This window comes from Vibrio alfacsensis (genome assembly GCF_019670485.1).
In the GTDB taxonomy this organism is placed as follows: Bacteria; Pseudomonadota; Gammaproteobacteria; order Enterobacterales; family Vibrionaceae; genus Vibrio; species Vibrio alfacsensis.
Map to the genome: position 1 here is coordinate 701,168 of NZ_AP024165.1, position 12,459 is coordinate 713,626.

A 12,459-nucleotide genomic window follows, 5' to 3' on the forward strand; every position below is an offset into this window, starting at 1 on the left:
TATTTGTCTGACGTCAGTGATTGGTCAAAGATCCTGATGGTTAATCCGAGTTTATTCCGTTTTATTTGGGCCAGTGAAACGAATATCTTGCAGGTTGAAGCCAAGCTCAATATCGCATTTAAGTGCCGCAACGCGTTTACATAAACGTGCTGACTCAATATGTTCATCAAACTTCTTACGATACTTAGGCGCAAGATCGTCACTGGTATAAGCCACTTCAATATCTTCATATTGCGTCAAGATGTCTTTCGCTGCTTTCGGTCCAACCCCAGGAATGCCAGGTACTTGGCTTGAGCTGATCCCCGTTAATCCCCAGTAATCGGTCAGTTGGCTTGGTTTCACACCAAATTCTTTTTCAATAAAAGGCTCATCCAACCAACGATGCTGAAAGTAATCACGAATTTGAAGCGTCGGGGAGAGCAGTTGGCAATATCCCTTGTCTGTCGAGACAATCGTGACCTTTTCGCCGTGGCTTGCTACCTTGGTTGCCAGTGTCGCCACTAAATCATCGGCTTCATCCCCCTCGGACAGCAAAGAGTCTATCCCTTGCTCCCACCATGCTTGTTGGATGGCATCTAAACCTTGCATTAGCGGTTCGGGCATTGGTTTACGGTTTTGTTTATATTCAGGAAGAATGGTTGCGCGCCAACCACGGTCTTGTTCATGGTGATCAAACACCGCAATGATATGGGTTGGTTGAGCCTCTGAAAGGATACGCGACAGTGTTCGACCTGTTGTTGTGATGGTTCTTGCTATGTCGGTTGGATCGGGCTGTGCAGAGTGCACGCGGCGGATCAAATTTAGAGCATCGATGATAACAAGATGAATAGACATAATGACTTAGCAACAAAAAAGGGGCGTAATGCCCCTAGTGTAACGAAACTACGCTGTTCTATCGAGTCGCTTTTTCTGGATGAGCGATTCGGTAGCAAGGTTCGTAAGCGGTACCGCCTGGAAGTTTCATTCGATGTTGTTCGACGAAGTCTTGGAGCAAGATATCCAGCTTGTGCATCAATGAAGATTCACCATTGATAACAAATGGGCCTTTTTGCTCGATCTCACGGATTCCCTCGGCTTTTACGTTACCCGCTACGATACCAGAGAAAGCTTGACGCAATGTGGCCGCCAATACTTGAGGTTTCTGGTTTAAGTTTAGATTTAAGCTTGCCATCGATTCATGGTTTGGCTCAAACGGCAGTTGGAACTCAGGTTCTATTTTGAGTGACCAGTTAAAGCTGTACGCGTCACCTTTCTCTTTTCGGTGCAGTCGAACGTCTTCCATTGACCGCTTCATAATACGAGCCACTTCCGCTGGATCATCAATAACGATCTGGTAGTGTTTTTGTCCCTCTTCACCCAGTGTATCGGCAATAAAGGCATCAATGGAGCGGAAGTAGGCCTCACTCTCTTTTGGACCAGTCAGTACGATTGGCATTGGCTGATCAGCATTTTCTGGATGCATCATGATGCCCAAAATGTACAGCAGTTCTTCTGCTGTTCCTGGGCCACCAGGGAAAATGACAATGCCATGTGCCATACGAACAAAAGCTTCGAGACGTTTCTCGATGTCTGGCATGATCACCAGCTCATTCACGATTGGGTTTGGTGGCTCAGCGGCAATGATTGACGGCTCGGTTAAACCTAGGTAGCGCTGCTCGGTGTAACGCTGTTTAGCATGACCAATTGCGGCTCCTTTCATTGGGCCTTCCATTGCACCCGGCCCACAACCTGTACAGATATTAAGTTCACGCAAGCCTAGCTCGTTACCTACTTCGCGAGTGTATTGGTATTCGGTCGCATTGATCGAGTGACCACCCCAACAAACCACAAGGTTAGGCTCAATACCGGGGGTTAGCGCACCAGCATTACGCAAAATACCAAACACAAGGTTCGTAATGTGGGTGGCGTTAGTGAGATTCAGTCGCTGGTTGTCTGCAAGGTGCATGTTGACGTAAACAATGTCACGCAAAACAGAGAAAAGATGCTCTTGAATGCCTTTGATGATTTCACCATCGACAAACGCGTGCTCTGGGGGATTCGCCAGTTCCAGCTTAATGCCGCGCTCACGGCGCACAACGTTCACATCAAAGGATTGGTGTTTATCAAGCAGCTCTTTCGAGTTATCGGTATGGCTGCCAGAGTTGAGTACCGCGAGTGTGCAGTTGCGGTACAGTTGATAAAGATCACTCGATGCCGTTTTCTTTAGGCGTTCGACTTCGAGTTGAGATAGCAAATCCATGCTACCAGCAGGGCTGATATGAGTAATCATAAGGCCTCCTTGCTATTGCAATCTGTAGAGGAAAAACACCAGTGCTCTGACTAATTTATTCGTATGGTTAGAGTGTGTCGTCTGGTGGACATTATTTTATGGTAGACAGCGATCTATAGTAGACATTGTCTTATGGCGTCTAATTAGCTTAGCAGACTAACAGAAGAGAAATGTGATAACTCATTGAAAATTTGAGGCTATTGTAGAGTAAATGCTAAGAATACGGCTTGTTTGTTGCTTTTTTGAACAGCCTTAGTTCCAGTCAACTTGGTTTGGACCGCGCTGTTTTGCGTTTCTTTGCATCACTCCTAAGCGATCCAATACATATTCTGGTGTGTCAGATTCTTTAAATGACGTTGAAACAGCAGTGAGCGTGATCATGATGTTTTGCTCACGGAACTTAAATGGCAATTTGCTGATATCCTTTTGGATATTCTTCATTAACTCAAGGGTATATTCTTCAGATTGTTCTGGGATAAGCAGAATGAATTCTTCACCTCCAAAACGAGCCACGGTATCCGTTTTCTCTGTTCGTTTTAAAATGGTTCGCGCAATGATTTTTAGTGCTTTATCACCAGCGGTATAACCATAACTGTCGTTGATGGCTTTAAAGTTGTCGATATCAAATAACACGGCGCGCAAATTTTTCTGCGAGCGAATCCAACGGCGATACTCCAACTCCATGCGATCGGCAAAAGCGGCTCGGTTGTACACTTTCGTCAATGGATCTTGCAACATACGCTGCGCTTGGTCTTCTAACCGGCGGCGGTAGTCTTGCGTTGTTTCAAATACGGATTCGAGTTGGTTCTTATTGTAATTCAAACGATCTTGAAGTGCTTGTTCACGCGCTTCCGCCATTTTAAGGCGTTCTGTTAACGAAGCCATTTGAGCGAGAAGTGGTGTCATTTCTTGTTTGAGCTCAGAGATGTCATTCGCTTGTGTTAATGACTTCTGGCTAAGGCTGACCAAATTTGTCATCTCAGCGTTCAGTTCTTGTCGGTGCTCAAAATAGTTTTGATGCTGATCGACATTTTGGTGCGCGGTTTTTAGATGGTTAGCAAGAGAAGCATTGAGCTGCTCTAAAAATTGTTCTGATGCTTTTCGTTCTGCTTTGGTTGCATCGATGACGAGCTTAAGCGTATTTAAGGTTAAATCGATCAACGATTCTGCATTGGTACCTAGAAGCAACTTTGAGCGAATTTCTAGCAATTGATCTCCGGCATCACCATCAAAATCCAGCTCAGTAATGGTGTGTTGTAAGTCGCTTGCCAAACACTCAAGTTGAGGTTTATCTGGACCATTTTCTAGGTCGGATAGATTCAGACGAGAGTTGGTTGTGATGATCTTTAGCGCGCGTTCATAGATGCTGAGTAGCTTGATGGCTTGATCAACATTTTTATCGCTATTTACATCGGAGAAACTCATCAAGTTACGCAGTTCTCGCTTGAGTTGCGCCGGCAAACCTGTGATGCGTTGTAAGGTCGCGCCACTGTGTTTGACTTGATCGGTCAGGTACTGGTTTTGCTTGCTAACGGTTTGTGAATGCTGCTTAAGCATCCTTTCTAGGACCGCGAGGCGAGGGATAAGCGAACTGATGTCTTTTTGATGCTCGAGTTCTTGCTGAATCTCGAGCAAATAATCAGTGACGTGCGAATTTGAACCATGGCAGGCAGAAGCCAAGGACGCCACAACGCGTTTGAGAACTTGTTGCTCACGTTTAAATTTGAGCGAACTATCACGATGAGTCAGGCGGAGTTGGTCAAGTTGACAACTCAGCTGATGAAGCTGTGATTGAATATCGGATTCCAAGATTCCCATGAAACGAATGCAGTTAAGTCCATGTACTACTGACAATTAAGTGATGATAACAAAAAACGTAATAGCGTCATCATTTGTTTATGCTTAACGGGCGGGTAATTATCCATTTTTTAATATTTTTTTGATATCGTCCTCATTCTTGTACGAAGAATGAACCTTTATTAGACCTTGATTAATCGCATGTTTGCACGCCGTTCTAATATCATCGGTTGCAAAACTTGCCGCTGGTGCGTTATCGATCGCTTTTAAGAAGACCCAATGGCTCTGTTTATCTTTCAAGCTCACTTCACGGGCAACGTGTGTGGCAAGCAGCAAGAGATCCAACAGTTCTTCATCGTTAATTGCTGTGTAAGCTCGAGGTAAGAATGGGTAGTCACTGATCCCCATACGAATGGTTCTATTGACATTATGTCGCTGTGCAAATTCATCAACCCAACTTTGGAATTTCTCAAACGTTGCTTCACCAGACGTATTTCGGTCGGCATTGGGTTCAATATAAAGTAAGTTCGCATCCGAGAAATGGTATAAGCGAGTTGGTTTCGTCACTCTTTCTGCTAAAAATTCACCAAAGGCTCGCTCTAGTTCTAGGCCCGCTTTGTATCCGTGTTGTACGTACATACTGCGTAAAAACGGCAAATCAATCATCACAAAACGAAGGCGGTCGTTCAGCGGCTCGTGAATTAATTCCCCCATTTGCCATTGTTCGAACGTGTCGCTGGATTTCTTTAATGAATGAGACAGTTTCACATTGAGCATGCGGAGATTACGCAAGCGAGAACGTGAATGTGTAAAGAGGTCATTACGTAATTTGCCTATTTCTGCCATTTGCTTTTGCATGATCACACCACGGCGCATGATAAACAGGAACATCACCAGCACGGTAATAAATAACGCAAACGAGATCTTCTGAAACTTGCGGTGTTCCATTTCGACCAAAGACAGCTTATCGGTTTGACTAACATAGTGAATACTCTGTTCTGCAAACTCTTTTTGCTGACGAAACGCATCTTCACTAATTTGGTTAAGCTGCTTTTGCTCCAGGCGAACAAGATTGATGTACTTCTTAAATGCTTGTAAAGAGGTACGGTATTCTCCGACTTGTTCGTAACCTAACCCAAGTAATCGGTAAGATTGTTGTTTAATAAAACCATCTGCATTGGGCAGTTTTTCTAAAATATCGAGCGCTTTATTCGCATTTTCAATTACTAACTTACCATCATTTTGATGGTAGGCGAGTCCTGAATGCAATAATGCTGCCTTGGCTTTTAAGTCAGGGAAGTCTGTGTACTCTAACAATTCTGTCGCGCGATTAAGATACTGGTCTGCCAAAGGGTAGTTATATAGCTGTAAGTATGTTGCCGCGAGACTCAAGCGGAGATTGATACTGCGACCGATGTCTTTATCGGTGCTTGGGTGGTCCATGACGTTGAAATAGTGGACAAGTGCTAAGTTATATTTACCTTGGTAGAAGTAAACATCGCCCATTTTTTCGAGTACGTGAGCCAATATTGGCGAATTAGGATAAGTGTCATAAAAATCGGCCGCTTGAGATAAATATTCAATAGCTTTGTCGTACACTCGGCGTTCTTTAAATAATCTCGCCAACAATCGGTTTACTTTTGCTAACTTACCGCCGTTGTCACTTTCAATGGATTGCCAATAGGCGTATAGCAGTTCTGAGAGCGCAAGGTTGTACTTTTTGCAGTTGAGATAAAACTCACCGACCGCAGTGTGATAATCGATCAGTGTCAGTTCGGAACGAATATTGCTGAGAATCGTTTTTGCTTCAGTGTAGTAGCGTTCTGCATTGAACATATCACCATTGTGTGAGGCAAGAAGTGCACGTTGCATGATCAATCGATAGCGTATGCTGTCAGTGCGCAAGAGAGAGGCATTATTGCTTTCGATTTGCTGTTCAATGTGATTAAGGTTTTGTTCGCCCGTTGCATAGTCTTTATTGCTTAACCATAACATTTGGTTTCGCATTAGCTGCACATCTAGGCGCATATATGGGAGTTGATATTCCGTTGCCAACCTTTCTGCTTCATTGAGGTTTTCAATCGCTCCTCGAATATCTCCCATCGCAAAGTCAGCCTGAGCAATGATTTTGTGCGCTTCAATAGTGCTGTTTGGCGTGCGAATACTGCGATCTGTCTCTTCGCGAGACATCGCAGATGGACTTCCATTCTCTTGACGTTCCGTTAATTCGCGTTGCAATAAGTAGTTTTTGGCGACTTGCTTGGCTTGTGACGGATCAATCTCTGCCAGCTGTTGAGCTTCATTGAGTAAAGCGGAAGATAAAATGGTCGCGTGAAGTGGCTGTGCTAATAATAAGCAAAGAAAGCCAATCAGCCTGATGAAAAGACGCGAACTGTCCCCAAACATCCTTTTCGTTCCCTCGAACTGTGTCGTTTTTGAATGTGCAATATTAGAGAAAAACACCCAGCAATCCAACTGATTGCTGGGTGTTTTAGAACATTATTGACGAGCCATGCGATTGTTGTGTGTGGGCTTATCTTGTTCAGTTGAGCGGTAAGGGTTGATATCCAAGCCTCCACGGCGAGTGTAACGTGCAAAAACCGTGAGTTTACTTGGTTGGCTGTATTTCATTAGGTCAGTGAAAATACGTTCAACACACTGCTCGTGGAATTCGTTATGCTCGCGGAAAGACACAAGGTAACGCAGCAGCTTTTCACGGTTTAATTTCGCACCTTGGTAACGAATTTCAACGCTACCCCAATCAGGTTGGTTGGTGATTAGGCAGTTTGATTTTAATAGGTGGCTGTGAAGAATTTCTTCGACCTGCTCTTCACCCGCAGCCCCCTCAAGTAATGTGGCATCAAAATCGTAGTCAGTGATTTCGATGTCTTGATCGTCAATACATTCCCCTTCCATCGTGACGATAGGTTGGTTGGTGTAGTGGTTCACCGGGTTTACTTCCACAAGTACTCGCTCGCCTGCGCATGCTGACAAATCTTGAATGAGACGCTCAGTCACTTCTTCCCAGCTTGTGAAACGCGTTTGGTTGTAGCTGTTTAGATACAGTTTGAATGACTTTGACTCAATCAAGTTTGCGCTGGTTGCAGGAATGTACACTTCACCTACCGCAACTTGAGGTAAGCCTTTACTGTTTAGCCAAGAAAGCTCGTAGAGTGTCCAGATGTCATGGCCCAAAAACGGTAGGCTATCGCCTAGCTCTAAGTCATCACGGTTTAGACTGCGAGGAACGGGTTGCAGCAAGCTCGCATCGTATTGGTTTGCGTACTCGGTCTTTTTACCCAGAGTCAGGCCAGCGAGCTCTTTAGCGTCAGAATATTTGCTCATACTTTGTGGTCATTTTCGATTAGAATGACGAGAATTTTACTTAATCCGCTGAACAATTGCCATCTGGCAGACACCGCTATCTGATAAATAAGGAATGAGGAGACCTTCATGACCCAGACCGTTACTCAGGCTCTACTGGAGTTTAGCCTGCGCTATCAACAAGCTTGGCAAGACGAGCACAATGAACTGCCACGCAGTGAAGAGCTTGCTGATCTTGTTTCTCCATGTGTAGAAGAGAAACGTGATGAGGCCGTATTATGGAAAGTGTGTCCTCGTGAAGACGTGGCGGATTTTACTAACGTTGAGAATGGTATTGAGCTCACGCTGCATGAAGACATCAAGCTTTTTTATGGATCTCAATACAGTGCAGATATGGACGCTACTTGGCAAGGCAATGGTCTAACACTATTGCAAGTATGGAGTGATGATGATTTTACTCGCTTGCAAGAGAACATACTTGGTCACCTAGTGACTCAGCGTCGCCTAAAACTGAAGCCAACAGTATTCATCGCAGTGACAGACGCAGAGTTGGACGTCATTTCTATCTGTAACTTGACGGGTAATGTGATTCTTGAGCGTCTAGGCACCAGTAATCGTGATGTGCTTGCAGACAATGTGATTGAGTTTCTAAACAAACTCGAGGCTGCGGTGTAAATATGTACGTTGTTGAGTTGCAGTTTGAATGTTTTGATAACACCACAGTAAGCGCAGTTGATAAAGCGATTAACGGCTTGATGGATGCTTTGCGTTACAACGGGCAGGTCCTTGGTCGTGAGTTTCCTATCGTAATGGGAGATGGCGAGTTTTATGTGCGCGTAGTGTGCCCAGAGCAAGACAGCTTGCACCCTCGTTACCATTCTGATTTCGTCAAAGTCTGCTTAAATCGTTTGTCAGAAGCGTCTTTGCTTGCGCCTAAAATGCGCATGTTAGGTCGTGACTTGAACTCAGAAGAAGCCGCAGAAGATGAAACACCGAGCTGGCAAGTGCTTTACACCACTTATGTTCATACGTGTTCTCCGCTGCGCAGCGGTGAGACATTATTGCCGATTCCGCTATACCGTAATGGTGCGACACTCAATGGTGACCATAAAGCGGTGGTGAAGTGGCAAACTGAGTGGCAAGCATGTGATGAAATTCAAATGGCGGGCGGATGCCGAGCTGAACACGCTGCGCTGCATGAAATTTGTGATGCTGACAGTGTGTTGTTCCGTCGTGGTTGGGATTTACGTGGTCGTATTGAATTCCTCACTAAGATCCCGACCTATTATTACCAATATCGAGTCGGTGGTGAGTCGCTTGAAGCAGAAAAGGCGCGCAAGTGTCCAAAATGTGGTGGTGAGTGGCTACTTGATGAGCCTTTGCATGACATTTTTTACTTCAAGTGTGATGACTGCCGAGTTGTTTCTAACATCTCTTGGGACCACATTAAGTAGCTTAAAATAGCGCAGATCCAAACGTTGATGAGAAAAGTAAAAGGGCTGATGTTTCCACATCAGCCCTTTTGTTTTATTTTGTTTCGTCTTGAAAGGTGTTTTCGTGTTGGATTACCAACCTTTAACGACACCACCTTTGAAGATGTCTTTCGCTGCTTCGTAAACTTCATCGGTTTGGTACGCTTTCACGAAGTTTTGTACGTTAGCGGCTTGGACGTTGTCTTCACGAGCTACGATTAGGTTTACGTAAGGAGACTCTTTGTCTTCAACGAAGATGCCGTCACGTTCAGGTGTGAGATCGATTGAGCTCGCGTAAGTTGTGTTGATGATAGAAATTGCAACATCGTCAAGAGAGCGAGGAAGTTGTGCGGCATCCAGTTCTACGATAGTGATGTTTTTTGGGTTACCTACGATGTCACGCACTGTTGCTAGTAGATCGACGCCATCACGCAGCTCAATCAAACCTTGTTGCTCAAGAAGCAGTAGAGAGCGGCCTAGGTTAGTGGGATCGTTTGGTACCGCGATTCTTGCTCCCTCTTGAACTTCGTCAACCGATTTCACTTGTTTAGAATAGCCTGCGATAGGGTAAACAAAAGAGTTGCCGGCGGTCACGAGCTTGTAGCCACGATCTTCTACTTGTTGATCAAGGTATGGCTTATGTTGGAAAGCGTTGATATCAATAGACCCATCATCCAATGCGGCGTTTGGTGTCACGTAATCCGTGAAAGTGACAAGTTCGACATCCAGGTTGTATCTTTCTTTAGCAACTTTTGCAGCAACTTCTGCAACCTGAGCTTCTGCGCCAGCCATTACGCCAACTTTTACGCTGTTGTCATCAGATTGCTTTTCACCACAACCAGCAAGAACCAGTGCAGAAGCGGCAGTTGCAACAGTCAAAAGACTCTTAAGGCTAAATTTCATGTTTATCTCCTTATAATTGGTATTTTCAATTCTTATCTATGGTCTACGCGGCGTACGATGGCATCACCAATAGACTGAATAATTTGTACGAGTACGATGAGCATTACTACCGTTACGGCCATGATCACTATGTCGTAGCGGTGGAATCCATAACGGATCGCAACGTCACCTAAACCACCGCCGCCAACGGTTCCTGCCATTGCGGAGTAGCTTACTAAAGTGACTAGGGTAATCGTTACTGAGTTAACAATAGTCGGCATCGCTTCGGGAAGCAGAACTTTTGTGATGATTTGTACAGGTGTCGCGCCCATCGATTGCGCTGCTTCTACTAAGCCTGACGGTACTTCTAATAAGGCACCTTCAATCAATCGAGCCACAAATGGAATGGCGCCAATAGTCAATGGAACAATGGCTGCGGTTGTACCGATAAACGTTCCCACTAACAGCTTGGTGACCGGGATAATTGCCACCATCAATACGAGGAAAGGCACCGAACGACCGATGTTAACGATCGCGCCAAGTACGCGGTTCAGTTTGGTGTTTTCGAGCAAGCCACCTTTTTTAGTGGTGTGCAGAATGACACCGAGTGGAATCCCCACAGCAAAACCGACGATACCCGCGACGGCAACCATGTAGATGGTTTCCCAAGTCGCGCCCAGAAGTAGGTTGCTGTTTAGGCTCAGCCATTCAGAAATCGTATTAAAGGACATAGCCAAGTACCTCTACTTTCACGTTGTGCTCACGCAGGAATTCAATCGCTGCGTTATCGTCTTGTTCATTACCGAACAGCTCCGCGACCATCATGCCGAATTTCACACCACCGGCGTAATCGAGGTCAGAGCTTAGAATGCTGACATCAATATTAAATTTACGAGCAATTTGCGTCATGAGAGGTGCATCCACCGTAGCGCCTGTAAATTCAAGGCGAACGAGAGGGTAGCTGTTTTCTACGCGTGTCGCCTGTAAGCGAGATTGATAGTCTTCTGGGATAGAAAGATCCAACGTCGAGCGGATGAACTGATGTGCGAGTTCCGTTTTAGGATGTGCAAAGATATCGCCGACCGTGCCTTTTTCAACTAATTCGCCATCACCGATGATCGCCACTTCATGACAGATGCTTTTCACCACTTCCATTTCGTGGGTGATCAAAAGAATGGTGATCTCAAGTTTGCGGTTGATTTCTTTTAGTAGTTCTAGAATGGATTGTGTTGTCGCTGGATCCAGTGCGCTGGTCGCTTCGTCACACAACAAAACACTTGGATCAGAAGACAGAGCACGTGCAATGGCCACACGCTGCTTTTGACCGCCACTTAGGTTTGCTGGGTAGCTCTCGTGCTTGTCCGAAAGGCCAACCAGTTTAAGTAGCTCCGTCACTTTTGTTGTGATTTGCGATTTCTCTTTGCCTGCTAACTCAAGAGGGAGAGCCACATTGTCGAAAACGGTACGAGATGACAGCAGGTTAAAGTGTTGGAAGATCATCCCAATGTTACGGCGGGTTGCACTCAGTTGCTTTTTACCGAGTTTAGTTAGGTCAACGCCATCAACGATAATGGAGCCTGAGGTCGGGGCTTCCAGCATATTGACACAGCGGATTAAGGTACTTTTACCTGCGCCCGATGCGCCGATAACACCAAAGATAGTCCCTTTAGCGATGTCTAAGTTTATGTCCTTAAGGGCAAGAATTTCCTTACTGCCTTGGAAGAACACTTTATTGACGTTTTTTATTTCTATCATGTTTCAACCTGCACAGAGATACTGGGAACTTCACTGTTAAAAACGGCTTTTAACAGGAGTAAATTTTGAACTTTATCTCAATTCTCAGTTGATGCTATGGGGTAAGCGAAATGAAGTCAATAGATATTTTTACGTCTAGACGTCTAAAAGTCCTGGTTGCTATTTTGTAAGGGATGTTACTACGGGGGAGGAGATATAAGAGGGAAGTGTTGCTTTTCAGATTTACCGATTCTCAAGCAATAAATCAATAGTTTTGTCTTGCTTTAACACGAATTAGATAGTGTTGAAGCGTATAAGGTATGTAATAATCTAATCAAACCGAGTAAATAGAGAAATATGTTTTGGCAAAACCAGCTGTTTTTATCGATCGTGATGGCGTAATTAACGTTGATCATGGCTACGTTCATGATGAGCATGATTTTGAGTACATTGACGGTGTGTTTGAGGCGACAAAAGCGCTAAAAGATCAAGGCTACCTACTAGTACTGGTGACGAACCAATCAGGTATCGGACGCGGTAAATACAGTGAAGATCGTTTCTTGTCATTAACTCAATGGATGGACTGGAACTTCGTTGACAATGGCGTTGAGTTCGATGGGTTTTATTATTGTCCACATCATCCAGAGCATGGCGTTGGCGAATACAAACAAGATTGTGATTGCCGCAAGCCAAAACCAGGGATGTTCATTTCTGCACGCGATTTCTTGAAGATCGATATGGCGAAATCAGTGATGATTGGTGATAAAGCTGAAGATATGATGGCTGCTGAAGCGGCAGGCGTTGGTACCAAGATTTTAGTGCGTACTGGTAAGCCTGTTACAGAACAAGGCGAAGCGCTAGCTACGGTTGTACTTGATAGCATTGCAGATGTTCCTGCATACCTAAACAAGTAGTTTTTACTATTCATTGAGATAAGGGAAGCCACTGCTTCCCTTTTGTTTGACTCCCTCTTTTAGTTTG

Annotated in this window: 11 protein-coding genes; 3 read left to right on the plus strand and 8 right to left on the minus strand. The window is 44.8% G+C overall.

Annotated elements, in window-relative coordinates:
• Positions 1 to 51: 51 nt before the first annotated feature.
• The 5 genes from xni to queF all read right to left on the minus strand — a co-directional run bounded on the left by xni (position 52) and on the right by queF (position 7,411).
• Positions 52 to 834, minus strand: a complete 783-nt coding sequence (gene xni / locus VA249_RS03225; protein ID WP_221068892.1) for a flap endonuclease Xni — start codon at positions 832 to 834, stop codon at positions 52 to 54.
• A gap of 58 nt (positions 835 to 892) precedes the next feature.
• The gene (gene ppnN / locus VA249_RS03230) at positions 893 to 2,269 is read right to left on the minus strand and encodes a nucleotide 5'-monophosphate nucleosidase PpnN (protein WP_221068895.1); all 1,377 of its coding nucleotides are present in this window, start codon (positions 2,267 to 2,269) and stop codon (positions 893 to 895) included.
• A 252-nt stretch (positions 2,270 to 2,521) separates the two neighbouring features.
• Complete coding sequence (locus tag VA249_RS03235; protein WP_221068897.1) at positions 2,522 to 4,087, minus strand: diguanylate cyclase; 1,566 nt, start codon at positions 4,085 to 4,087, stop codon at positions 2,522 to 2,524.
• A 99-nt stretch (positions 4,088 to 4,186) separates the two neighbouring features.
• Complete coding sequence (locus tag VA249_RS03240; RefSeq protein ID WP_221068899.1) at positions 4,187 to 6,472, minus strand: tetratricopeptide repeat protein; 2,286 nt, start codon at positions 6,470 to 6,472, stop codon at positions 4,187 to 4,189.
• Positions 6,473 to 6,565: 93 nt separating this feature from the next.
• Positions 6,566 to 7,411, minus strand: a complete 846-nt coding sequence (queF, locus tag VA249_RS03245; RefSeq protein ID WP_221068901.1) for an NADPH-dependent 7-cyano-7-deazaguanine reductase QueF — start codon at positions 7,409 to 7,411, stop codon at positions 6,566 to 6,568.
• 108 nt (positions 7,412 to 7,519) lie between these two features.
• On the opposite strand from queF, the gene syd reads away from it, so the two are divergent.
• Together syd and VA249_RS03255 are read left to right on the plus strand one after the other, a co-directional pair.
• Complete coding sequence (gene syd / locus VA249_RS03250) at positions 7,520 to 8,065, plus strand: SecY-interacting protein (protein ID WP_128811455.1); 546 nt, start codon at positions 7,520 to 7,522, stop codon at positions 8,063 to 8,065.
• 2 nt (positions 8,066 to 8,067) lie between these two features.
• Positions 8,068 to 8,844 carry a Zn-ribbon-containing protein gene (locus VA249_RS03255; protein ID WP_221068903.1) on the plus strand — a complete coding sequence of 259 codons (777 nt, stop codon included), beginning with the start codon at positions 8,068 to 8,070 and terminating at the stop codon, positions 8,842 to 8,844.
• 111 nt (positions 8,845 to 8,955) lie between these two features.
• Here VA249_RS03255 and VA249_RS03260 read toward each other — a convergent pair whose 3' ends face one another.
• From VA249_RS03260 to metN, 3 genes are read right to left on the minus strand one after another with little or no spacing between them, the layout of a single operon-like run.
• Entirely contained in the window at positions 8,956 to 9,765 is an 810-nt protein-coding gene (locus VA249_RS03260) for a MetQ/NlpA family lipoprotein (protein ID WP_221068905.1), read from the minus strand.
• A 32-nt stretch (positions 9,766 to 9,797) separates the two neighbouring features.
• Complete coding sequence (locus tag VA249_RS03265) at positions 9,798 to 10,475, minus strand: methionine ABC transporter permease (protein ID WP_128811452.1); 678 nt, start codon at positions 10,473 to 10,475, stop codon at positions 9,798 to 9,800.
• On the minus strand, positions 10,465 to 11,499 hold the full coding sequence (gene metN / locus VA249_RS03270) for a methionine ABC transporter ATP-binding protein MetN (protein ID WP_221068906.1): 1,035 nt from the start codon (positions 11,497 to 11,499) through the stop codon (positions 10,465 to 10,467). The genes VA249_RS03265 and metN overlap by 11 nt, the downstream gene beginning before the upstream one ends.
• A 341-nt stretch (positions 11,500 to 11,840) precedes the next feature.
• Here metN and gmhB point away from each other — a divergent pair, with 341 nt between their 5' ends.
• Positions 11,841 to 12,392 carry a D-glycero-beta-D-manno-heptose 1,7-bisphosphate 7-phosphatase gene (gene gmhB / locus VA249_RS03275; RefSeq protein WP_128811450.1) on the plus strand — a complete coding sequence of 184 codons (552 nt, stop codon included), beginning with the start codon at positions 11,841 to 11,843 and terminating at the stop codon, positions 12,390 to 12,392.
• Positions 12,393 to 12,459: the final 67 nt, after the last annotated feature.

Excerpts from the sequence above, each read along its gene's own strand:
- xni (WP_221068892.1), bottom strand. The coding sequence starts at position 834 with ATGTCTATTCATCTTGTTATCATCGATGCTCTAAATTTGATCCGCCGC.
- ppnN (WP_221068895.1), bottom strand. The coding sequence starts at position 2,269 with ATGATTACTCATATCAGCCCTGCTGGTAGCATGGATTTGCTATCTCAA.
- VA249_RS03235 (WP_221068897.1), bottom strand. The coding sequence starts at position 4,087 with ATGGGAATCTTGGAATCCGATATTCAATCACAGCTTCATCAGCTGAGT.
- VA249_RS03240 (WP_221068899.1), bottom strand. The coding sequence starts at position 6,472 with ATGTTTGGGGACAGTTCGCGTCTTTTCATCAGGCTGATTGGCTTTCTT.
- queF (WP_221068901.1), bottom strand. The coding sequence starts at position 7,411 with ATGAGCAAATATTCTGACGCTAAAGAGCTCGCTGGCCTGACTCTGGGT.
- syd (WP_128811455.1), top strand. The coding sequence starts at position 7,520 with ATGACCCAGACCGTTACTCAGGCTCTACTGGAGTTTAGCCTGCGCTAT.
- VA249_RS03255 (WP_221068903.1), top strand. The coding sequence starts at position 8,068 with ATGTACGTTGTTGAGTTGCAGTTTGAATGTTTTGATAACACCACAGTA.
- VA249_RS03260 (WP_221068905.1), bottom strand. The coding sequence starts at position 9,765 with ATGAAATTTAGCCTTAAGAGTCTTTTGACTGTTGCAACTGCCGCTTCT.
- VA249_RS03265 (WP_128811452.1), bottom strand. The coding sequence starts at position 10,475 with ATGTCCTTTAATACGATTTCTGAATGGCTGAGCCTAAACAGCAACCTA.
- metN (WP_221068906.1), bottom strand. The coding sequence starts at position 11,499 with ATGATAGAAATAAAAAACGTCAATAAAGTGTTCTTCCAAGGCAGTAAG.